Below are 21,217 nucleotides of genomic sequence, written 5' to 3' on the forward strand. Positions count from 1 at the left end.
ATATTTACAGCCCCAGAGCGGGCAAAAGTTCGTCGAAAGAGTCGAGAGTTAAATCGGGCTGGCTGGTGGCAATCGGCTCGCCATAGTTATAGCCATAGGTCATGGCCACATTGGGCACGCCTGCCGCCTGCGCCGCCTGGATATCATTGCGGGAGTCGCCGACAAACAGCAACTGATCCTGCAGCACCCCAAAGGTGCCAAGCACCATAAAAATGGCGGCCGGATGCGGTTTTTTAACCGGCACATCATCGCCACCAATAATCAGCGAAAACGCATCGGCAATCCCCAGCGATTCCAGCAGCGGCGCCACAAACGGCGTCGGCTTGTTGGTGACAATCGCCATCGGCAGTCCGCTCGCCTTAAGGGCTGCCAGCGTCTGCTTCACGTGCGGAAACAGCGTACTGCCCGCCTCCACGGTATCGGCGTAGTGCCGGTCAAACAGCGCCCGCGCATCGCGCTGCTCTTCCGGCTGCGGTTCGCGGCCCAGCGCAAAGGTCAGCGCGCGCGCCATCATGATATCGGCACCGTTGCCAATCCACGTGGAGACCCGCGCCAGGCCCGCCCGCGGCAGACGCAGGTCGTTCAGCGTGCGGTCGATAGCCTCGGCAAGGCCGGGTGCGCTATCCACCAGGGTGCCATCCAGATCAAACGCCAGCGCGCGAATATCAGTGAAATGAGCCATTGGCCTTCTCCAGTTCGTTGCGCATGTCGTCGATGACTTTTTTATAGTCGGGATGACCGAAGATGGCGGAACCGGCAACAAACATGTCGGCACCGGCGGCGGCAATCTGGCCAATGTTATCGATCTTCACACCGCCATCCACTTCCAGACGGATGTTGTAGCCGCTCTGATCGATACGCCGGCGCGCTTCACGCAGTTTATCCAGGGTGCCCGGGATAAATGACTGACCGCCAAAGCCCGGGTTTACGGACATCAGCAGAATGATATCCAGCTTATCCATGACGTAATCGAGGTAGCTCAGCGGGGTTGCCGGGTTAAAGACCAGACCGGCTTTGCAGCCATGCTCTTTAATCAGCTGCAGGGTGCGGTCAACGTGTTCGCTGGCTTCGGGATGAAAGGTGATATAGGTGGCACCCGCTTTGGCGAATTCCGGGATCAGCGCATCGACGGGTTTCACCATCAGATGCACATCGATAGGGGCGGTGATGCCATAGTCACGCAGGGCTTTCAGCACCATCGGACCCATGGTCAGGTTTGGCACGTAGTGGTTGTCCATCACGTCGAAGTGAACCACGTCACCTCCGGCCGCCAGCGCTTTGGCTGTATCTTCGCCCAGGCGGGCAAAGTCCGCCGACAGGATTGAAGGGGCCAGCAAATATTGTTTCATCCGATTCTCCCACTGTTGTGCGCCAGCACTCAGGCTGGCGTAATGCGTTGGTCGCGGACGAAACAGACTAGCGATAAAGTGCCAGCAGTTCGTCGACCTTGGTGCGACCGGTTATGCTCCGGCTGATAGAACGCCGGGCTTTGACCACATGTAACACTGCATCCTGATACCACAGACGCGTCAGTGCAGTGTCGTGGTTAGAAATCAGTACCGGAATCCGGTGCTCCGACGCGGCCAGCTGTGCCGCCAGCATCGCCAGATTCTCCTGCTCACGCAGGCTGAAGCTGTTGGTGTGATAAGCCGTAAAGTTGGCCGTTGCCGACAGCGGCGCATAAGGGGGGTCACAATAGACCACCGAGCCTTTGCCGGCACTGGTCAGGGTAACATCGTACGATTCACAGACAAACGTCGCTTTTTGCGCTCGCTCGGCAAACCATAACAGTTCAGCTTCCGGAAAATAGGGTTTGCGATAGCGGCCAAACGGCACGTTGAACTCACCACGCAGGTTATAACGGCAGAGGCCGTTATAACAGTGGCGGTTCAGATAGAGGAACAGCAGCGCGCGCTGGTAGGCATCCGTGCTGAGGTTAAATTCGGTGCGACGCTGGTAGTAACAGGCTTCGGTGTTCCCTTCCGGCGTGAACAGCAGTTGCGCGTCACGAATGAAATCCGCGGTGCGCAGTTTGACGATGTTATAGAGATTAATCAGGTCGCTGTTGATGTCAGCGAGATGATAGCGATCAAATTCGGTGTTCAGAAACACCGAACCCGCGCCAACAAATGGCTCGACCAGGCAGTCGCCTTGCGGCAGATGGCGATGGATCTCTTCGACTAAGGGAAATTTTCCCCCTGCCCATTTCAGGAAAGCGCGATTTTTTTTCATGCTGTCGTGGTAATTACATCTTATTGTGAGGCTGTGGCTGGACCGACAGCAGATCTGCGCTTAAAACGGGGCCAGAGACTGGCCCCCTGTCCGCTATTGACTGGCTTCTTTCTTCACCTGGCTGACCGGTTTTACCCACGGATTTTTCGCGCGTACGTCTGCAGGCAACGAGGCGACAGCGCGTTTGGCATCAGCCGGTGTGGCATAGGAGCCGCTCACCAGCACATACCACGCCTGACCATTACGGGTGGTTTTGTAGACGTGATAGCCGCTCAGATTCTGCTGCTTCGCCCAGGCATTCAGGCTTTCTGCTTTGGACGCGCCGCTCAGCTGCAGGGTGTAGCTGCCGCCTGGCAGTGATTTGCTGGCCGTGCTGCTGCCTGCTGCCGATGTAGCGGGCGCAGAACTGACGGGTGACCGTGCTGGCGTCGTGTGTGTTTTGCTGTCGCGGGTTGCCGGCTTCGCAGCCGCTTTGTGCGCGGTGTCGTGCGCCGGACGGGAGGCCGCGTTTGAGCGGGCTGGCGTCTGACGCGTCACCGGTGCGGTAACGGGATTTGCCGCCGTTCCGGCATTGCCGCTGACGGTGGCAGGCGCGGTCGGCAGTGAGCTGCCGCCCTGCGAGCCCATTGCCGCACTGTCGACCTGCTGCTGCTGATTGCTCAGCGCACTGTTCAGATCGCCTGGCAAGGTGACGCGCTGCTGATTCGCTGGGGCGTCAACCGGTGCAGCCTGGGTCGGCGTAGAGGCAACAGGCGGCATTGAGACGTCACGCGCCTGGCCGGACGCCGCCTCACCGCTGGCCGCCGCGTTATTGTCGGTGGTGGCCGGCGTGTTCTGAGCGCCCGACATGGAAGAGGAGCCGGTCAGGTCGATATTCTTCTCACTGCCGGTGCTGCCACCCGCAGCAGGCGTAGTGCCCGCTGACGCGGGTTTTTTCTCATCAGGGCCGTTCAGCGCGGAACCAATCCCCAGAACCAGTAACAGCAGAACCAGAATCCCGACGCCCATCATGATGCGCTGGCGCGAAACCGGTATTCTGGCTGCGGTAGACGACTTACGAGGGCGCGAGGGACGGCGGTCGCTGGCGTCAGGTTTTAACTCATCTTCCGGTTTAAACTCATCCATTTTGCCTCCTCCGTAAAGCGGCATTCCGCACTGCGCACCCTGCGCGCCGCGTCACCACTCAACTGCTTATTCTCAGGGTTGCTGACAATCGTTAATTGCAGCCAGCACCATATCATGTGCCACGCCGCCACGCACTTCAGAGCGGCCGATCGACAACGGCAGAACCAGCCGCAGTTCGCCCGCCAGAACTTTTTTATCGCGCATCATGTGCGGCAGGTACATCTCTGCACGCATCGCCTGTGGGCCATGCACCGGTAAACCGGCACGCTGCAACAGGGCAATGAGGCGTTCTGTCTCGTGCGGCTGGAACTGCCCCAGCCGTTCCGCCGTGCGCGCCGCCATCACCATACCTGCGGCAACCGCTTCACCGTGCAGCCAGTTGCCGTAGCCCATATGCGCTTCAATCGCATGGCCAAAAGTGTGCCCCAGATTGAGCAGCGCCCGCTGACCGTTTTCACGCTCATCAGCCGCCACCACCTCTGCTTTCAGCTCACAGCAGCGACGAATGCAGTACGCCAGCGCCTGTTCATCCAGCGCCAGCAGCGCATCAATATTCTGCTCCAGCCACTGGAAAAAGGCGCCGTCGAGAATAACGCCATACTTGATCACTTCTGCCAGACCGGAGGCCAGCTCACGCGCCGGCAGCGTCTGCAGACAGGCGGTATCGATCACCACCGAGGCAGGCTGATAAAAGGCGCCGATCATGTTTTTGCCCAGCGGATGGTTCACAGCGGTTTTGCCACCCACCGACGAGTCCACCTGCGACAGTAAGGTGGTCGGAACCTGAATAAAGCGCACGCCACGCTGATAGCTGGCCGCAGCAAAACCGGCCAGATCGCCAATGACGCCGCCGCCTAAGGCAACCAGCGTCGTATCACGACCGTGCGGCTTCTGCAGCAGTGCGGTAAAAACCTGATCCATCACCGCCAGCGTCTTATATTGTTCGCCATCGGGTAAGATCACCTGATCAACTTTTACGCCTGCCGCCGTCAGCTGCGCCGTTATCCTGTCAAGATAGAGCGGTGCCAGCGTCTGGTTGGTCACCACCATGGCGTTTTCGCCCGCGGTCAGCGGCCAAAAAGAAGCCGGATCGTTAAACAGTCCGGCGGCGATAGTGATGGGGTAACTGCGTTCCCCCAGTGAGACGGTGATCTTCTCCATGATGCTCAATACCTGTCAGAGAGCCTTCGAACGTTGGATCAACTTTTTTCCAACATGTGGATAATCTGATTCGCCACGACTTTCGCACTTTGGTCGTCTGTACGAATGGTCACATCGGCGATCTCTTCGTAGAGCGGGTTACGTTCGCCAGCCAGCGCTTCAAGCACCTCACGCGGCGGGGAGTCCACCTGCAGCAACGGACGTTTTTTATCGCGCTGAGTGCGCGCCAGTTGCTTCTCGATCGTAGTTTCAAGATAAACCACAACACCACGGGCGGAGAGACGGTTACGCGTTTCCCGGGATTTGACGGAACCACCCCCTGTCGCCAGGACGATGCCTTGCTTCTCGGTCAGTTCGTTAATGATTTTTTCTTCGCGATCGCGAAAGCCAGCTTCGCCTTCGACATCAAAAACCCAGCCCACATCCGCTCCGGTGCGTCGCTCAATTTCCTGATCGGAATCGAAGAACTCCATGTTGAGTTGCTGAGCCAACTGACGGCCAATAGTGCTTTTGCCGGCACCCATCGGCCCAACCAGAAAGATATTGCGTTTCTCTGCCATTTTGTCGGTATTACTAAGAATTCGTTAATGATACCCCGCGTTCAGCTTTTGCTGGCGGGACAGGAACTGAGACCTCATGAGCGTTAGCAAGAGTCAGATGAAAAATTATCTCAACACTCAAGGCTGTTTGGCAACCGATTATATTGCCTTCAGCACATCCATTTCTGAATTGGCCTGTGTTCGCGAAACTGTAACGCGCCAGCGCTGCGTCTTTTACCACGCTGCTTACAGAGGAGTTGTCTGATCTGTTAACCGGGATTTATCCGGTTCAGACGGTTACACCGTATTGAAAATCGCTAAACCTTGTAAGCTAATTCCTCTTCTGCGTCAACGCAGATGACCCCGAGGGCCTCATTTTCCGTTTTATCCCGTCGTAAGCGCTGCTTCCCTGACCAATCGCGGCGTAATAAAGATAACCAGCTCTCTTTTTTTGCGCTGCGCCGATTGCTGGCGAAACAGTCCGCCAATCAGCGGCACCTTTCCCAGCAGCGGCACCCTGTTCTCTCCCCGGTTTCGCTGCTGCTGAAAGATGCCGCCTAAGGCCAGCGTTTGCCCGTCGCTGACCGTGACCTGGGTCTCTATTTCCTGTTTATCGATGGATAAGATGTCGCTGTCACCGGTCCGGATGCTGCGCCCCGGCATATTCTGACTGATATGGATCTTCAGCCGGATGCGGCCGTTTCCGGCGATAGTGGGCGTCACCTCCATGCCCAGCACCGCTTCTTTAAACTCAATCGAGGTGGCGCCGCTGTTGCCTGCCGACACTTCATAGGGAATTTCAGTGCCCTGCTTAATCGAGGCGGTCTGCTGGTGCGAGGTGAAGAGGCGCGGACTGGCGATGATCTCAATCTGGTTCTCCTGCTCCAGGGCGCTCAGCTCCAGATCCAGCAGGGCGCCGCCGATACGCGCCAGCGCCATCCCTGCGCTGATACCGGGTGAACTTACCGCCAGCGGAACAGCGAGCCGGGGATGATGCAGGCTCTCTGTCACCGCTGCATCTCCCGCCAGCATGCCCCACTGCACCCCCAGCTCCTGCAGGTGCTCCTCACTGATGGTGACGATATGGGCAGAGAGTTCAATCTGCTCCAGTGGCCGATCCAGCCCCTGAATCCAGCGCGCCGTCTCTTTCAGTGCCGCGGCGGTATCGCGCAGAAGCAACGCGTTGGTGCGTTTATCCACCGTCACGCTGCCACGCGGCGTCATCAGTGACTGGCGTTCACTCAGCAGGCTGGCATGAACGTCGCTGGCGCTGGCATAACGGAGTGTGACCGTGCGCTGTTGCAAAGGCGTCTGCTGTAACTGCGCCTGCCGCTCTGCCTCCCGGGCCGCGTCCTGCGCCTGCTGCCAGCGCAGCGGATAGACCAGCAGAACATTATCCTGCTCAATAACCGCCAGTTTTGCCATCCGCGCCACCAGCGCCAGCGCCTGACGCCACGGCAGGTTATCCAGCCGCAGCGATAGCGTCCCCTCAACCTCAGGCGCGATCAGCAGGTTGACCTGCTGATAGTCAGCCAGCGCCTGCAGAATCTGCTCTACCGGTGCGTGGTCAAAAGCGAGGCTGAGCGGCGCCTCGTCAGCGGCGTAAACCGGCCGCAGGCTGCTGATGAGGAGCAGGGTCGCTATCCTTAACATGCGCATATCCTTTTAAATAAAATGTGGTTCGCTGAGCGTGACAGCTCGCTGGCACGGCAAGCGTGAGGCTGCGGGAGGTGATCGCCACCAGTTGCCAGGGCGTCAGCGGAAAAGGCGTGTCGCTGCCCACCGTGACGCGCTCTCCCTGCGGGGTAAGCAGCCAGGCCTGATAGCGGGTTTCCCGCCCGGCAATCCCCTGCAGACGCCAGCCGGTGAGCGGGGCTACCGCCGCCTGACACAGGGAACCGGCAACAGGCCGGAAGGGATCGCGTGCCAGCACATCCCCCCAGCACAGCAGCAGAATCAGCAGGCTATGGCGCATCGGCTGGCTCCAGCCAGAGTTGCGCCTCCAGGTCGTGCGGCTGCGCCAGCAGCAGGAAATGCACAGGCAATGGCGCAGAGGCCTGGGCAAACTCAGCAAAGAGTGTCCGGAACGCCTGCCAGGGCAGATGCAGCGTCAGCAGGCGGGCGGGGCCATCCGGCTGCCACGCCTCCAGCTGGTGAGGGCGGCCCGCCAGAATATCGTCGATAGCCCCCTCCGATGCGGCTGCGCGAGTCAGAGCGCGCTGCATCGTCTCCCGCTGCGCCTGCAGCTGCGCGATGGCGGGATGCTGACGCCACTGCTGCTGGCGCTGCTGCAGAGTTCGGGTTAACTGTGACAGCGCCGCCCGTTCAGCGGCCAGTGCCTGCTGCTGAGGCCGTAAGCCCGGCAGCCAGATAAGCAAAAGCAGACCCAACGCGAGAAGGAACAGCAGGCCGTAGCGCGGAACAGCCGCCATCTGACACCAGCGATCAATCATCGCGTCCCCCGGCTATCTGCGCCCGTAGCGAAAAATGGTAGCGGCCATCCGCCTGACGCCGGACCCCACCCTGCTGCACCTGACCCAACAGGGCGGCGGTAGCGAGCTGCTGGCGAAACTGCCTGATTGCTGCCATATCCTGCGCCTGCCCCTCCAGGATCAGGCGGTTATCGCGCTTCTCCAGCCGGGTCAGCCAGGCGGTATCGGGCAGCATGCCAGGCAGATCGCGCCAGAACTGTTGCCACCCGGCCAGCTGCGCAGCCTTGTCACGCTGTTTCGCCTGCTGTTTTTGCAGAAGCGCGAGCTGTTCCAGCAGCTGCTTCTGCTGCGCTAAACGCGCAGCCAGTTTCTCCAGCGCCTGCTGCTGCATCCTGCTCTCCTGCGCTATCCGCTGGCGCGCCTCATGGACCCGGTACGCCTGCTGCATCACCAGCAGCAGCAGACCGCCCATCACCAGTGCCAGCACCAGCAGGCTCTGCCGTCGCTGCCGTTGCCGCCGTTGCTGCCGCCACGGCAGCAGATTTACCGCCACGCCGGCTCATCTCCGCTGGTCAGCGCCAGCCCGGTCGCCAGTGCAAAGGCTCCCGGATTCGCGGGCAACGGGGGCTGCTGATAACGAAGCAGATCAAAAGGGGAAAACGCGACAGCGTCAGCGGGCAGCGCGGCTGGCGTGGCGGCACACCAGGCGATGGCCGTTGCCTGGGGAAAGGCCTGCTGTTTCAGTGTGTCCAGTGTGACGGCGTCGTCACACTCCGCTGCGGTCTGCGCATCGCTCCAGAGCCAGCGCTCCTCCTGCTGCAGCACCAGCACCGTGCCGACCGGCAGCCGCGCCTGCCGGGCCAGCCGCTTCAGCGCATCGGTGGTCAGTTCCAGCACCTGCGGCCTGAATCCCGCCTGTAACAGGGGCATCATCCACTGGTCAACACTCTCCCGCCGGGCCGCCGTGACGCAGAGCTGACGGTTTCCGGCCTCCTCGTGATAGTCCAGCGCCAGCGTGTCAGGCTCCAGCGGAAAGAGACGACGCGCGGCCACCTGCACGTAGTGGCCCAGCGCTGGCTCCCTGAGTGACTGTGCGGGCAGCGGAAGCGGCCGCTGCAGCACCAGCCGGGCGGGGAACCCGACCCTCAGCGAGTAACGGCGCGGCAACTGCTGACGCCAGGCTGTCAGGACCGCCTGTAATTCAGGCGAAGATTGCAGCACGCCGTTTCTTAACGTATCTTGCGGCAGCCGTTGCAGCCACCAGTGGCGTAGCTGCCAGCCATCACGACGACGCTGGAGGGCCAGGCCACACATCTGCCTGTTCTGAATATCCAGCCCGATTTGCCAGGTATGAAAAGCCATGCGCGCGATCTCCTTATCGTCCGGGAAAATGGACATATCAAAGCGTCTGGCTTGCCTTTATACTACCGCGCGGTTGTTTATAAACTGCTCAAACGACAATAGATGGGAAACTCCAGGTGAAGTTCGTAAAGTATTTATTGATCCTTACAGTGTGTTGCATCCTGTTGGGAGCTGGCTCGATTTATGGCTTGTACAAGTACATCGAGCCACAGCTGCCTGACGTCAACACGCTGAAAGATGTGCGTCTGCAAACCCCTATGCAGGTTTACAGCGCCGACGGCGATCTGATCGCCCAGTATGGCGAAATGCGCCGTATTCCTTTGACCCTGCAGCAAGTGCCACCTGTGATGGTGAAAGCGTTTATTGCAACCGAAGACAGCCGTTTTTATGAGCACCACGGTGTGGACCCGGTGGGGATTTTCCGGGCGGCCAGCATCGCGCTGGTCTCCGGTCACGCCTCCCAGGGGGCAAGTACCATCACTCAGCAGCTGGCCCGTAACTTCTTCCTGAGTCCGGAACGCACCCTGATGCGTAAAATAAAGGAAGCGTTTCTGGCAATCCGCATTGAGCAGTTACTCAATAAGGATGAAATTCTTGAGCTCTACCTGAATAAGATCTACCTCGGCTACCGGGCTTATGGCATCGGTGCTGCTTCGCAGGTCTATTTTGGTAAGCCGGTTGACCAGCTGTCGCTGAGTGAAATGGCGATGATTGCCGGTCTGCCGAAAGCGCCGTCCACCTTTAACCCGCTCTATTCGCCGAGCCGCGCCCTGTCGCGTCGCAACGTGGTGCTGGCGCGTATGCTGGATCAGCACTACATCACGCAGCAGCAGTATGATGAGGCACGCAATACGCCGCTGGTGGCGAAGTATCATGGCCCGGAAATCGCCTTCTCTGCCCCTTATCTCAGCGAGATGGTGCGCCAGGAGATGGTGAAGCGCTACGGCGACAACGCCTACACCGACGGCTATAAGGTTTACACCACCGTGACCCGTCGCCTGCAGGAAGCGGCTCAGACTTCGGTGCGTAACAACGTCATCGCCTACGATATGCGTCATGGCTATCGCGGCCCGACCAGCGTGCTGTGGCGGGTGGGCGAGCCCGCCTGGGATCAGACTAAGATCGAGAAAGCGCTGAGTGCGCTGCCGGTCTATGGCCCGCTCTATCCGGCGGTGGTCACGGAAGCGCGCAGTGATGAAGCAACCGTGATGATGAAAGATGGCAGCAATGTGTCGCTGGCCTTAGCGGGTGTGCGCTGGGCGCGTCCTTATAAGTCTGACACCGTGCAGGGCCCGACGCCGAAAAGCGTGACGCAGGTGCTGCAGCCAGGCCAGCAGATCTGGGTGCGCAAAGTGGGTGATGCGTGGTGGCTGGGCCAGGTACCGGATGTGAACTCGGCGCTGGTCTCACTCGATCCGAATGATGGTGCGGTGCGGGCGCTGGTAGGCGGCTTCGCCTTTAACCAGAGCATGTTTAACCGTGCAACCCAGGCACTGCGCCAGGTCGGCTCTAACATCAAGCCGTTCCTCTACACCGCCGCGATGGATCGCGGACTGACGCTGGCGTCGATCCTGAACGACGTGCCGATTTCACGCTGGGATGCCGGTGCGGGTGCCGACTGGCGTCCGAAAAACTCACCGCCAACCTACGATGGACCGATTCGCCTGCGTCAGGGACTTGGCCAGTCGAAAAACGTGGTGATGGTGCGTGCGATGCGCGCCATGGGCGTGGATTATGCCGCAGAGTATCTGCAGCGCTTTGGATTCCCGGCGCAGAACATTATTCATACCGAGTCGCTGGCCCTGGGGGCGGCCTCGTTCACCCCGTTACAGGTGGTGCGCGGCTACTCCGTGATGGCGAATGGCGGCTTTCTGATTGACCCGTACTTCATCACCCGGATTGAGAATGAACAGGGCGGCATTGTCTTTGAAGAGAAACCGAAGATCGCCTGTCCGCAGTGCAATCTGCCGGTGATCTACGGCGAAACGAAGAAAGCGCTGGCGCTGAACGAAGAGAGCGTTGAGAACGTGGCCGCGTCAGACAGCAATCAGAACCAGGCGGTGCCACAGCCTGCACTGGAGCAGGTTCCGGCCCAGGCACAGCAGGGCGAACAGCAATATGCCCCGCATGTCATCAACACCCCGCTCAGCTTCCTCATCAGGAGCGCCCTGAACAGCAACATCTTCGGTGAACCGGGCTGGATGGGAACCGGCTGGCGTGCCGGTCGTGACCTGAAGCGTAATGACATAGGCGGAAAAACCGGTACCACGAACAGCTCGAAAGATGCCTGGTTCTCGGGTTATGGCCCTGGTGTCGTGACCTCCGTCTGGATCGGTTTTGATGATGCGCGCCGCAATTTAGGCCGCAGCACCCTTTCCGGCGCGATTCCCGATCAGATTTCAGGCTATGAGGGCGGCGCTAAGAGTGCGCAACCGGCATGGGATGAATATATGAAGAGTGCGCTGGAGGGGGTACCGGTGCAGCCGTTAACGCCGCCGGATGGCGTGGTCACGGTCACGATTGACCGCAGCACCGGCAAGCTGGCAAATGGCGGAGGCAATACGCGTCAGGAGTACTTCATCAACGGCACCCAGCCGACCGAATATTCCGTTCATGATGTGGGCACCACCATTATGGACAACGGCGAGAGTCACGAGCTGTTCTGATGTGACCCGCACACTTAACCTGTTAAAAGGCCGACATCAGTCGGCCTTTTTTATTCAGTAGCGCAGACGCCCCTGCTTCACCAGCCATTCGCGCGCCATAAAGAGCGCACTGACGTTGCGTGCCTCGCGAAAATCGGGCTCCTCCAGCAGCGACAGCATATCGCTCAGCGGCCAGCGGTGAACAATCAGCGGCTCCGGCTCGTCACCTTCCAGCTTATCGGGATAGAGGCCTTCTGCCACCACGATATTCATTTTGCTGGAAAAGTAGGAGGGGGCCATCGTGAGCTTGCCCAGCGGCGTGAGGTGCTCAGCCCCAAAACCGACCTCTTCTTTCAGTTCCCGCACCGCCGCCTCACTCACGGTTTCGCCTGCATCAATCAGCCCTTTGGGAAACCCGAGTTCATAAGTTTCCAGTCCGACGGCATACTCCTGAATCAGGATCAGATGGTTATCAATAATGGGCACAATCATGACCGCTTCACGTTCTGACGGCTTCATCCGCTCATAGACGCGACGCGCCCCATTACTGAAGGCGAGATCGACCGATTCGACGGTAAACAGCCGCGAACGCGCCACGGCGGTGATATTGAGGATGTCAGGTTTTTTTGGAATTTTCATATCAGCCTCAAAAGTTTCTGCGCCGGCTATCAGGAACGAATTAGCATACCTAACCCCAGGCAATTGTGCGACAGTCTCACCATAACGATATCGTTACATAGATTCCGGCAATTGAATAACAGCCTTTGGTTATCAGTTAAGACTGAATTTGCATTAGTCAATATGCTGCGATAAGTTTCAGATAATACCGATATTTAATCCAGTCTGAGCCGGTTACCATTCGGACAAGGCAGGGTTTAATAAATGCTAATCAGATATTCCCTGGCACTATTTAATCGGGTGTCTGACTCCTCAGGATTATATAATCTTCCGGAATGCCTCTTCAGAAGTGAGCATCCCCCGGAGCGTACGTTTAAAGTGAAGGCAGCATTTTGGCTGAATTGAGCAGAGCATGAGCACAATCTTTATGATCCTGGCCATAGTGCTGACCTGTTCAATCCTGGCAGGTATTGGGTTCTGGTACGCTATGCGGCATCGTCCGCCGTTGGCGAAACCGCTGCCATTTATCAGTCCGCCCTGCCGTAAGCTTTCCCCTCAGGAGCGCGAGGCGGTAGACAAATATGTCACCGCACTGGCAAAACAGCCCCGCACCGCCGTGACGACCGACAAGCGCAGCGCGTCTGAACGCCTGACGCTGACCGCGCAGAGCAACAACGTCTATCCGGTGACCCGCGCCATTACCCGCTACGGCCTCTCAACGGACGATCCCCATAAATGGCGTTACTATCTGGATGAAGTCGAAGTTCATCTGCCGCCGCTGTGGGAGCAGTACATCACCGACGAAAACTACGTCGAGTTAATCCGCACCCAATCCATTCCGCTGGTGATTTCGCTCAACGGCCATTCGCTGGTGGATTACGCGGTGGATCAGCAGTCCCTGCCGACGCTGATGCGTCCGGTGTCGACCAACGCCTCGATCCGCAAAGCAGAAACGGAAAACGTTGAACTGCTGCAGGTGCGTAAAGAGACCCCGGAAGAGTATCGCCTGTCGCGGCCAGACGGCACGCGTGAAGGGGTGATCATCTCGCTTGCCTTCTTACTGTTCTTCTTCAGTCTGCTGGTGCCCACGACTCTGATGATCTGGCTGGTGCTGGCCGGTGCGGGAATGATCGCAGCCAGCCTGTGGCTGCTCTATCGCATTCCGGGTGAGCGCGGCCTGCGTGACATCCACTGCCTGCGCGGCGCGCCGAAGCGCTGGGGTCTGTTCAGCGAATCGAACCAGGAGCAGAGCAACATCACGCTGGGAATTATCGATCTCGCCTATCCGGCGCACTGGCAGCCCTATGTCGCGCACGACCTCGGTCAGGTGACCGACGTGGAGATCTACCTTAACCGTCAGGTGGTGCGTCAGGGCCGCTTTTTATCCCTGCAGGATGAGGTCAAAAATTTCCCGATTCAGCGCTGGCGGAAAAATGTGGTGCTGGCCTGCGGCTCGCTGCTGGTGCTGACCCTGCTGGTCACCTGGATCCCGCTCGGGATGCCGATCAAGCTCAGTCTCGCCTGGGCCAGAGGCACCGACAGCCTGGAGGTCAACAGCGTCGATAAACTCAGCAGCGTGGCCCTGAATATTGGCGACAGCCTGAAGGTGAGCGGTACCGGCATGTGTTCAGTGCCGGATAACTACCAGAGCAACCGGAGTTACGCCTTTATGCCGTTCGACTGCTCAGCCATCTACTGGAATAACGCGAAGCCGTTGCCGCAGCCGCAATCTGACATTATTGATAAAGCCGCTGCCCTGCTGGATACCACGACCCGGCAGCTACACCCGGAAACCAATACCGATCCCAAACTGAACCCGCAGCTGGCGTCAGCGATCCAGAAGTCCGGCATGATTCTGCTGGATGACTTCTCCGATCTGGTCATGAAGACCCAGGATCTCTGTAATCAGCCGCAGGATTGCGTGCGCCTGAAAAACGCGCTGGTAAACCTGGGCAACGCCAAAGACTGGGAGGCGCTGATGCGCCGCGCCGACTCCGGCCAGCTAAACGGCATGAACGTGCTGCTGCGACCGGTCAGTGCGGAAGCGCTGGAGAACCTGGTGAATACCGCCACCTCGACCTTCTTTTTCCGTGAAACCCGCCGTGCGGCTGAAAACCTCAATAGCCCGCCGCCGGGAGGATTCCTGATCGTCAGTGACGAGGGTCGCCAGCTGGTCAGTCAGCCTCAGCCTGCCGTGTCACTGTTCGATCTCGATCCGCCCGCTCAGTGGCATGAGCTGCAGCGCATCTCCGCCATGCTGCTGCATACGCCTTTCAGCGCCAGCGGCATCATCACCAGCATCACCACCGATGCCAACGGCACGCGTCACATCGCGCTGCACAATGAACCGGATGCCATGGCGCAGTGGCGCTATCTCGGCACCGTACTGCTGCTGATGGTGCTGCTGGCCTGCGGCGTGATCAACGGACTGCTGGCCCTGCGCCGCATGCACCGTAATCGCCAGCGCATGATCGATATCCAGCTCTACTACGACAAGTGTTTCAACCATAATCTCAGCACTTTGCAGAGCGTGCGCTCGATATTCTGAGCCCTGCCCTTCTGTGCTACCCTGTCGCCCGGTTTTTTTACAGGGTGAGAGCCACGATGCTCAACTGGTCTGAAATTGACACCGTGCTGCTCGACATGGATGGCACGCTGCTGGATCTGGCGTTTGATCGTCATTTCTGGCTGGAGCATGTGCCCGCGGTGCTCAGCCAGCAGCGCGGTATCACCCTGGCTGACGCTGACCGGATCATCACGGAAAAGTATCAGGCCGTCGCCCATACGCTAAACTGGTATTGTCTGGATTACTGGGCAGAGGCGCTGGCGCTGGACATCCGTGCCATGACCTGGGCGATGCGCAGCCGGGTCGCACTGCGTGACGACACCCTGCCCTTTTTGCAGGCGCTGCGTCGCGCCGGCAAGCGCACCATCCTGCTGACCAACGCGCATCCCTATAATCTCGACGTCAAACTGGCGCAGACAGGTTTAGCGCCACACCTTGATTTATTACTTTCCACCCATACCTTTGGGTATCCGAAAGAAGACCCGCGTCTGTGGCAGGCGGTACAACAGCACACCGGCTTTTCTGCGCCGCGCACGCTGTTTATCGACGACAGCGAAGTGATTCTGGATGCTGCGGCGTCATGGGGCATCGGCTGGTGCTTAGGCGTAAAAAATCCCGATTCGGGTCGTCCTGAGCAAATCTTTCAGCGTCACCGCGCCACCGGCGACTACCGGACGCTGATCTGAGTCAGGAGCAGCAATGAAAGAGAAAAGCAGCGAAGAGGTTCGCCTCGACAAATGGCTGTGGGCGGCGCGCTTTTACAAAACCCGGGCGATTGCGCGGGAGATGATTGAAGGCGGCAAAGTGCACTACAACGGTCAGCGCAGTAAACCCGGCAAGATCGTCGAGCTGAATGCGGAACTGACCGTGCGTCAGGGCAACGATGAACGCACCGTGGTGGTGGCGAATATCAGCGCTCAACGCCGCCCCGCCAGCGAGGCACAGCAGCTCTACCGCGAAACCGATGCCAGTATCGAGAAACGCGAAAAAATGGCGCAGGCACGCAAACTGAATGCGCTGACTATGCCCCATCCCGATCGGCGACCTGACAAAAAAGAGCGTCGCGATTTGATGAAGTTTAAATTATCGGGCGATGAGTAATGCCGTCTTCGCGGACGCGCCATCGCCCCGTTCCAGTGAGAGAAAAAATATGTCAGTCCAGGATCAACTGCACCGTTATCTGTTTGAAAATGCCGCTGTGCGCGGCGAGCTGGTGAACGTCTCCGACACCTGGCGTGAAACCGTGAAGAACCACGACTATCCGGCTCCGGTTAAGACGCTGCTGGGTGAGATGCTGGTCGCCACCAGCCTGCTGACCGCCACGCTGAAGTTTGACGGTGAAATTACCGTGCAGCTGCAGGGTGACGGTCCGCTCTCTCTGGCGGTGATCAACGGCAACAACAATCAGGAGCTGCGTGGCGTGGCGCGCATTAAAGGCGACATCCCGGCCGACAGCACCCTGAAAAGCATGGTGGGCAACGGCTACCTGGTGATCACCATCTCCCCTGAAAAAGGTGAACGCTATCAGGGCGTGGTGGGACTGGAAGGTGAAACGCTGGCGGAATGCCTGGAAGATTACTTCATGCGTTCTGAGCAGCTGCCTACGCGGCTGTTTATCCGCACCAGCGACCAGGGTGCCGCCGGTATCCTGCTGCAGGTTCTGCCGGCACAGGAGACAGAGAAAGAGGCGTTCGACCACCTGGCGACCCTGACGGAAACCATCAAAACCGACGAGCTGATCACCCTGCCGGCCAATGAGGTGCTGTGGCGTCTCTACCATCAGGAAGAGGTCACCCTCTATGATCCGCAGCCAGTCATCTACAAATGCACCTGTTCGCGTGAACGCTGTGGTGAAGTGCTGACCACGCTGCCGAAGGAAGAGGTGGATGAGATCATCGCGGAAGATGGCAAAATTGACATGCACTGCGATTACTGCGGTTCAGACTACGTGTTTGACGCGGTCGATATCGCGGCGATTCGCAGCCATTCTCACGGGAATGACGAGCGTCTGCACTGATTCACCGGGCGGCGTCTGCCGCCCCGTTTTCCTCTCCCCCTCCTATCCCCATAATTTCTCAGACAAATTATCTTTTTTTACTTTCATAACATCTTTAAAACGTTCGAAACATAGCCTTAACGCGCCCTGAGTCGCATTTTTAGATCGCTGCCCTTTTTCCCTCAACGCAGAAGAGTAAACTGCGCGCGATCGTGCAGCCGCCCGGAAGGCAGAGGCAGAAGCCCTGATAAGCCTGGTTGTGCCTGCAGGCTGAGGTGACGACGCGCTGTGACTTTTCAGTGCGTCGTCGCATCAGTGCAACAGCCGGCCGTACGATCCCAACCTATCTCTGCTTTGCAGAACAGACACCGATTTAAGGAGCAGTAAAATGCGCGTTAACGGCCTGACCTCGCAAGACCTTGCCGCTTTGGGCATCGTGGATACCACGGAAGTGGTTTACAACCCTGATTACGACACGCTCTTTCAGGAAGAGACGCGCCCGGACCTCGAAGGTTTTGCACGTGGCACCCTGACGCAGAGCGGTGCGATTGCAGTAGACACCGGGATTTTCACCGGGCGATCGCCAAAGGATAAGTACATTGTGCGTGACGACACCACGCGCGATACCCTGTGGTGGAACGACCAGGGCACCGGCAAAAATGACAACCAGCCCCTGTCGCAGGAGACCTGGAACGCGCTGAAAAGCTGCGTCACCCGGCAGCTCTCCGGCAAGCGCCTGTTTGTCGTGGATGCCTTCTGCGGTGCCAATGCTGACTCCCGTCTGAGCGTGCGTTTCGTCACCGAAGTGGCCTGGCAGGCCCACTTCGTCAAAAATATGTTCATCCAGCCGACCGACGCTGAGCTGGCCGACTTCACGCCCGATTTTGTGGTGATGAACGGCGCGAAATGCACCAACCCGGACTGGCAGGCGCAGGGTCTGCACTCTGAGAACTTTGTCGCCTTCAACCTGACGGAGCGCATGCAGCTGATTGGTGGCACCTGGTACGGCGGCGAGATGAAGAAAGGTCTGTTCGCCATCATGAACTACCTGCTGCCGCTGAAAGGCATCGCTTCGATGCACTGCTCTGCCAACGTTGGCAAAGCGGGCGACGTGGCGGTCTTCTTTGGCCTGTCGGGCACCGGGAAAACCACTCTTTCGACCGATCCTGATCGCCAGCTGATTGGCGATGATGAACATGGCTGGGACGATGACGGCGTGTTTAACTTCGAGGGCGGCTGCTACGCCAAAACCATCAACCTCTCAGAGCAGGCTGAGCCGGAGATCTACCGCGCCATTCGCCGTAATGCGCTGCTGGAGAATGTGGTGGTGCGCGAAGATGGCAGCGTGGATTACGCCGACGGCAGCAAAACCGAAAACACCCGCGTCTCTTACCCGATCAATCACATCGACAACATCGTGCAGCCGGTCTCAAAAGCGGGCCATGCGAAGAAGGTGATTTTCCTGACCGCCGATGCGTTTGGGGTGCTGCCACCGGTTTCCCGTCTGACGCCGGAGCAGACACAGTATCATTTCCTGTCCGGTTTTACCGCCAAACTGGCCGGGACCGAGCGTGGCGTGACTGAGCCAACACCGACCTTCTCTGCCTGTTTTGGCGCCGCATTCCTGACCCTGCACCCGACGCAGTATGCTGAAGTGCTGGTGAAGCGGATGGAGGCGTCCGGGGCGCAGGCGTATCTGGTCAATACCGGCTGGAACGGCAGCGGCAAGCGCATCTCGCTGAAAAATACCCGTGCCATCATCAACGCGATCCTGGCGGGTGAACTGGATGATGCCCCGGTAGAAACCCTGCCGATCTTCAATCTGCAGATGCCGGTGACACTGGGTGAGCTGGACAGTGAGACGCTCGATCCGCGTCGCAGCTGGGAGAGTGAAGAGAAGTGGACCGCCGCCGCCGAAGGTCTGGCGCAGCGCTTTATTGATAACTTCGATAAGTACACCGATAACGCAGCCGGTGCGGCGCTGGTAAAAGCGGGCCCGCAACGCTGACGGAACGGGCGCGGCAGTCCTCCTGCCGCGCCGGTTTTATCCGCCTGAGACGCTGTTGCTGCCGTTGTTATGGCTCAGCGCCATATTTTCCGTCAACGGCAACCAGGCGCGAATACGCAATCCCCCGCGCTCGCTCTCGCCAATCTCCAGCGACCCCTGATGCGCATCAATAATACGCTGTACAATCGCCAGGCCGAGACCGGTTCCGCTGGTGCTGCGGGCACTGTCGCCGCGCACAAACGGCTGGAAGAGATGCGCCAGCTGATCGGGCTTAATACCCGGCCCGTCATCTTCCACCTGAAACCAGGCGCGATGCAGTTCCCGTCCGCTGCTGACTTTAATCCAGCCATTGCCGTATCGCGCGGCGTTGACCACCAGGTTAGCCAGTGCGCGTTTGATCGACAGCGGGTTGATATCCAGCATTAACTCTTCCGGCATCACCGCATTTTCGATCTCACGTTCGTAGCCACTCTCTGCGGCTACCACCTCGCCCAGCACGCTGTTCAGATCGGCGCGCTCGGTCTGCATCTCCTGACCGGTACGCAGGTAGTCGATGAACTGTTCGATGATGGCGTTGCACTCTTCGATATCTTTGTTAATCGATTCGGCCAGATAGCCATCCTGCTCGCTCATCATCTCGGTGGCGAGACGAATACGGGTCAGCGGCGTGCGCAGGTCGTGACTGACCCCCGCCATGAGCAGCGTGCGGTCATCCGCCAGCTGTTTTACCCCGGCCGCCATCTGGTTAAAGGCCCGGGTCACCGATCGGACCTCGGACGCGCCATACTCGCGCAGCGGCGGCGGAATAATCCCGCGCCCGACCTGCAGAGCGGCGTGCTCCAGATCCACCAGCGGCCGGTTCTGGATGCGGATAAACAGCCAGGCGCCGCCAATCGCCAGCAGCATTATCGCCAGGGTATAGCGGAACAGCGGCGAGAAGTCGCCCTGATGGATTTCCGTCAGGGGTACCCGCACCCAGATATCAGGCGACAGCCAGGTTTTCAGCCAGACCACAGGCGAGTTTTTGTTGACCTCGACCCGCACATCGGTGGGCCCGCCCAGCTGCTGCCCCATCTGTTCACTCAGGAATTCATAGTGCTGCGCCCAACGCAATCCGCTCTCCTCTGCTGCTGCATTGGTGTAGAGCGAGATCCCCAGTTCGCGGTAGATTTCCCGGCGAAACGCCGGAGGCACTTCCAGCTGCGTGCCATCCTCCAGCTGCAGCCGGTCGGTCATCAGCATACGTACTTCGTATGCCAGCACCTTATTGAACTGCTGCAGGCTGGGAAGGATGGCAAAGTTCAGCACCACCAGATAGGTCGTGACCAGGCTGACAAACAGCAGGGTCACGATCAGCAGCAGGGTGCGCGCAAACGAACTGCGTGGCGAGAAGCGCAGTCGCCTCATGCTTTACTGCCGTCCGGCACGAAGACGTAGCCCAGACCCCAGACGGTCTGGATGTAGCGTGGATGTGCCGGGTCCTCCTCCACCATGCGACGCAGGCGGGAGATCTGAACGTCAATCGAACGTTCCATGGCACTGTATTCACGGCCACGCGCCAGGTTCATCAGCTTGTCGCGCGACAGCGGCTCACGCGGGTGGCTCACCAGGGCTTTCAGCACGGCGAACTCACCGCTGGTCAGCGGCATCGGCTCATCTTCACGGAACATCTCGCGGGTTCCGAGGTTAAGTTTGAATTTACCAAAGGCGATAATCGCCTCTTCCTGCGACGGTGCGCCTGGCAGTTCATTGGCCTGACGACGCAGCACCGCGCGGATACGCGCCAGCAGTTCGCGCGGGTTAAAGGGTTTAGGAATGTAGTCGTCCGCGCCGATCTCCAGCCCGACGATACGATCGACCTCTTCACCCTTGGCCGTCACCATAATGATAGGCATCGGGTTGCTCTGACTGCGCAGACGACGGCAGATAGAGAGGCCATCTTCACCTGGCAGCATCAGGTCGAGCACCATCAGATGAAAGGATTCACGGGTTAACAGACGATCCATCTGCTCGGCATTAGCGACACTGCGCACCTGAAAGCCCTGCTCGGTGAGATAGCGTTCAAGCAGAGCACGCAGACGCATATCATCATCGACGACCAGAATTTTGTAGTTCTCTTGCATTTTCAACTCCCAAAGGCGCTATTGCCTGAGCCAACATTGTTAAAAAAAGATGCCTTATAGTGACAGTCATTAATGGTTTATATTCTAGCCAAAATTGTTACAAAGCATATTAAACAGGAGCTTATATTTAATTTCGGGCCAGTTTCGGGGCCAGGCTCACCCTTTTTACCGGCGACAGGGCAGGATACGGCAAATCTGAAAAAACGGCCCTGTTTCTCAGAATCGCTGGCGTCAGAAGCGGACCGGCATTTATTCGATTAAGAAATTCAGCGGCTTAGCAGTTAATTTGGCTTAAAACCGAGTCATCATTATGGATAAGCTCCAGATAATCTACCCTGCCCGCATTCAGACAGCATAATATTCCAGCAAAAGCGTCCGGGACGCCATCCTCATCTCGGATTAATTTCAGT

Annotated in this window: 20 protein-coding genes; 6 read left to right on the forward strand and 14 right to left on the reverse strand. The window is 58.7% G+C overall.

Features of this window, described 5'->3' with window-relative positions; all coding sequences use genetic code 11:
* Positions 1-4: 4 nt before the first annotated feature.
* From AC1V0D_RS17755 to pilM, 11 genes are all read right to left on the reverse strand, one after another.
* Positions 5-682, reverse strand: coding sequence for a phosphoglycolate phosphatase (locus AC1V0D_RS17755; RefSeq protein WP_482907827.1), 678 nt, complete (start codon positions 680-682; stop codon positions 5-7).
* Positions 666-1,349 (reverse strand): ribulose-phosphate 3-epimerase, encoded by a 684-nt coding sequence (gene rpe, locus AC1V0D_RS17760; protein ID WP_009087670.1) that lies wholly within the window; start codon positions 1,347-1,349, stop codon positions 666-668. The genes AC1V0D_RS17755 and rpe overlap by 17 nt, the downstream gene beginning before the upstream one ends.
* Before the next feature lie 67 nt (positions 1,350-1,416).
* Positions 1,417-2,232: an adenine-specific DNA-methyltransferase gene (gene dam / locus AC1V0D_RS17765; RefSeq protein ID WP_009087673.1), complete on the reverse strand. Its 816-nt coding sequence runs from the start codon at positions 2,230-2,232 to the stop codon at positions 1,417-1,419.
* 93 nt (positions 2,233-2,325) lie between these two features.
* On the reverse strand, positions 2,326-3,357 hold the full coding sequence (locus AC1V0D_RS17770) for an SPOR domain-containing protein (RefSeq protein ID WP_046100718.1): 1,032 nt from the start codon (positions 3,355-3,357) through the stop codon (positions 2,326-2,328).
* Positions 3,358-3,429: 72 nt separating this feature from the next.
* Entirely contained in the window at positions 3,430-4,518 is a 1,089-nt protein-coding gene (aroB, locus tag AC1V0D_RS17775) for a 3-dehydroquinate synthase (RefSeq protein WP_482907828.1), read from the reverse strand.
* Between the two features lie 38 nt (positions 4,519-4,556).
* Positions 4,557-5,078 carry a shikimate kinase AroK gene (aroK, locus tag AC1V0D_RS17780; RefSeq protein WP_003852989.1) on the reverse strand — a complete coding sequence of 174 codons (522 nt, stop codon included), beginning with the start codon at positions 5,076-5,078 and terminating at the stop codon, positions 4,557-4,559.
* 363 nt (positions 5,079-5,441) lie between these two features.
* Positions 5,442-6,710, reverse strand: a complete 1,269-nt coding sequence (gene hofQ / locus AC1V0D_RS17785) for a DNA uptake porin HofQ (protein ID WP_482907829.1) — start codon at positions 6,708-6,710, stop codon at positions 5,442-5,444.
* Positions 6,652-7,032 (reverse strand): HofP DNA utilization family protein, encoded by a 381-nt coding sequence (locus AC1V0D_RS17790; protein WP_140029826.1) that lies wholly within the window; start codon positions 7,030-7,032, stop codon positions 6,652-6,654. Before AC1V0D_RS17790 ends, hofQ begins: the two co-directional genes overlap by 59 nt.
* Complete coding sequence (locus AC1V0D_RS17795; protein WP_482907830.1) at positions 7,022-7,510, reverse strand: HofO family protein; 489 nt, start codon at positions 7,508-7,510, stop codon at positions 7,022-7,024. The genes AC1V0D_RS17790 and AC1V0D_RS17795 overlap by 11 nt, the downstream gene beginning before the upstream one ends.
* Positions 7,503-8,042, reverse strand: coding sequence for a PilN domain-containing protein (locus AC1V0D_RS17800; protein WP_482907831.1), 540 nt, complete (start codon positions 8,040-8,042; stop codon positions 7,503-7,505). The genes AC1V0D_RS17795 and AC1V0D_RS17800 overlap by 8 nt, the downstream gene beginning before the upstream one ends.
* On the reverse strand, positions 8,033-8,851 hold the full coding sequence (pilM, locus tag AC1V0D_RS17805) for a type IV pilus biogenesis protein PilM (RefSeq protein ID WP_482907832.1): 819 nt from the start codon (positions 8,849-8,851) through the stop codon (positions 8,033-8,035). Before pilM ends, AC1V0D_RS17800 begins: the two co-directional genes overlap by 10 nt.
* A 116-nt stretch (positions 8,852-8,967) precedes the next feature.
* On the opposite strand from pilM, the gene mrcA reads away from it, so the two are divergent.
* Complete coding sequence (gene mrcA, locus AC1V0D_RS17810; RefSeq protein WP_009087693.1) at positions 8,968-11,517, forward strand: peptidoglycan glycosyltransferase/peptidoglycan DD-transpeptidase MrcA; 2,550 nt, start codon at positions 8,968-8,970, stop codon at positions 11,515-11,517.
* Positions 11,518-11,571: 54 nt separating this feature from the next.
* Here mrcA and nudE read toward each other — a convergent pair whose 3' ends face one another.
* The gene (gene nudE / locus AC1V0D_RS17815; RefSeq protein WP_482907833.1) at positions 11,572-12,135 is read right to left on the reverse strand and encodes an ADP compounds hydrolase NudE; all 564 of its coding nucleotides are present in this window, start codon (positions 12,133-12,135) and stop codon (positions 11,572-11,574) included.
* Between the two features lie 391 nt (positions 12,136-12,526).
* On the opposite strand from nudE, the gene AC1V0D_RS17820 reads away from it, so the two are divergent.
* The 5 genes from AC1V0D_RS17820 (at position 12,527) to pckA (ending at position 18,684) form a co-directional block, all read left to right on the forward strand.
* Positions 12,527-14,662 carry an intracellular growth attenuator family protein gene (locus AC1V0D_RS17820; RefSeq protein ID WP_111207883.1) on the forward strand — a complete coding sequence of 712 codons (2,136 nt, stop codon included), beginning with the start codon at positions 12,527-12,529 and terminating at the stop codon, positions 14,660-14,662.
* A 56-nt stretch (positions 14,663-14,718) separates the two neighbouring features.
* Positions 14,719-15,366: a GMP/IMP nucleotidase gene (yrfG, locus tag AC1V0D_RS17825; RefSeq protein WP_009087698.1), complete on the forward strand. Its 648-nt coding sequence runs from the start codon at positions 14,719-14,721 to the stop codon at positions 15,364-15,366.
* Between the two features lie 13 nt (positions 15,367-15,379).
* Entirely contained in the window at positions 15,380-15,781 is a 402-nt protein-coding gene (gene hslR / locus AC1V0D_RS17830) for a ribosome-associated heat shock protein Hsp15 (RefSeq protein WP_009087700.1), read from the forward strand.
* A gap of 49 nt (positions 15,782-15,830) precedes the next feature.
* Positions 15,831-16,697: an Hsp33 family molecular chaperone HslO gene (gene hslO, locus AC1V0D_RS17835; protein WP_009087701.1), complete on the forward strand. Its 867-nt coding sequence runs from the start codon at positions 15,831-15,833 to the stop codon at positions 16,695-16,697.
* Between the two features lie 367 nt (positions 16,698-17,064).
* On the forward strand, positions 17,065-18,684 hold the full coding sequence (gene pckA, locus AC1V0D_RS17840; protein WP_009087703.1) for a phosphoenolpyruvate carboxykinase (ATP): 1,620 nt from the start codon (positions 17,065-17,067) through the stop codon (positions 18,682-18,684).
* Between the two features lie 36 nt (positions 18,685-18,720).
* Here pckA and envZ read toward each other — a convergent pair whose 3' ends face one another.
* The gene (gene envZ / locus AC1V0D_RS17845) at positions 18,721-20,091 is read right to left on the reverse strand and encodes a two-component system sensor histidine kinase EnvZ (RefSeq protein ID WP_009087704.1); all 1,371 of its coding nucleotides are present in this window, start codon (positions 20,089-20,091) and stop codon (positions 18,721-18,723) included.
* The gene (ompR, locus tag AC1V0D_RS17850) at positions 20,088-20,807 is read right to left on the reverse strand and encodes an osmolarity response regulator transcription factor OmpR (protein ID WP_003853014.1); all 720 of its coding nucleotides are present in this window, start codon (positions 20,805-20,807) and stop codon (positions 20,088-20,090) included. Before ompR ends, envZ begins: the two co-directional genes overlap by 4 nt.
* Positions 20,808-21,217: the final 410 nt, after the last annotated feature.

The sequence above is a fragment of the Pantoea sp. PA1 genome, assembly GCF_056856975.1.

What these genes read in the sequence shown, in the direction of transcription:
- AC1V0D_RS17755 (WP_482907827.1), bottom strand. Translation starts at nt 682, where the DNA reads ATGGCTCATTTCACTGATATTCGCGCGCTGGCGTTTGATCTGGATGGC.
- rpe (WP_009087670.1), bottom strand. Translation starts at nt 1,349, where the DNA reads ATGAAACAATATTTGCTGGCCCCTTCAATCCTGTCGGCGGACTTTGCC.
- dam (WP_009087673.1), bottom strand. Translation starts at nt 2,232, where the DNA reads ATGAAAAAAAATCGCGCTTTCCTGAAATGGGCAGGGGGAAAATTTCCC.
- AC1V0D_RS17770 (WP_046100718.1), bottom strand. Translation starts at nt 3,357, where the DNA reads ATGGATGAGTTTAAACCGGAAGATGAGTTAAAACCTGACGCCAGCGAC.
- aroB (WP_482907828.1), bottom strand. Translation starts at nt 4,518, where the DNA reads ATGGAGAAGATCACCGTCTCACTGGGGGAACGCAGTTACCCCATCACT.
- aroK (WP_003852989.1), bottom strand. Translation starts at nt 5,078, where the DNA reads ATGGCAGAGAAACGCAATATCTTTCTGGTTGGGCCGATGGGTGCCGGC.
- hofQ (WP_482907829.1), bottom strand. Translation starts at nt 6,710, where the DNA reads ATGTTAAGGATAGCGACCCTGCTCCTCATCAGCAGCCTGCGGCCGGTT.
- AC1V0D_RS17790 (WP_140029826.1), bottom strand. Translation starts at nt 7,032, where the DNA reads ATGCGCCATAGCCTGCTGATTCTGCTGCTGTGCTGGGGGGATGTGCTG.
- AC1V0D_RS17795 (WP_482907830.1), bottom strand. Translation starts at nt 7,510, where the DNA reads ATGATTGATCGCTGGTGTCAGATGGCGGCTGTTCCGCGCTACGGCCTG.
- pilM (WP_482907832.1), bottom strand. Translation starts at nt 8,851, where the DNA reads ATGGCTTTTCATACCTGGCAAATCGGGCTGGATATTCAGAACAGGCAG.
- nudE (WP_482907833.1), bottom strand. Translation starts at nt 12,135, where the DNA reads ATGAAAATTCCAAAAAAACCTGACATCCTCAATATCACCGCCGTGGCG.
- AC1V0D_RS17820 (WP_111207883.1), top strand. Translation starts at nt 12,527, where the DNA reads ATGAGCACAATCTTTATGATCCTGGCCATAGTGCTGACCTGTTCAATC.
- yrfG (WP_009087698.1), top strand. Translation starts at nt 14,719, where the DNA reads ATGCTCAACTGGTCTGAAATTGACACCGTGCTGCTCGACATGGATGGC.
- hslR (WP_009087700.1), top strand. Translation starts at nt 15,380, where the DNA reads ATGAAAGAGAAAAGCAGCGAAGAGGTTCGCCTCGACAAATGGCTGTGG.
- hslO (WP_009087701.1), top strand. Translation starts at nt 15,831, where the DNA reads ATGTCAGTCCAGGATCAACTGCACCGTTATCTGTTTGAAAATGCCGCT.
- pckA (WP_009087703.1), top strand. Translation starts at nt 17,065, where the DNA reads ATGCGCGTTAACGGCCTGACCTCGCAAGACCTTGCCGCTTTGGGCATC.
- envZ (WP_009087704.1), bottom strand. Translation starts at nt 20,091, where the DNA reads ATGAGGCGACTGCGCTTCTCGCCACGCAGTTCGTTTGCGCGCACCCTG.
- ompR (WP_003853014.1), bottom strand. Translation starts at nt 20,807, where the DNA reads ATGCAAGAGAACTACAAAATTCTGGTCGTCGATGATGATATGCGTCTG.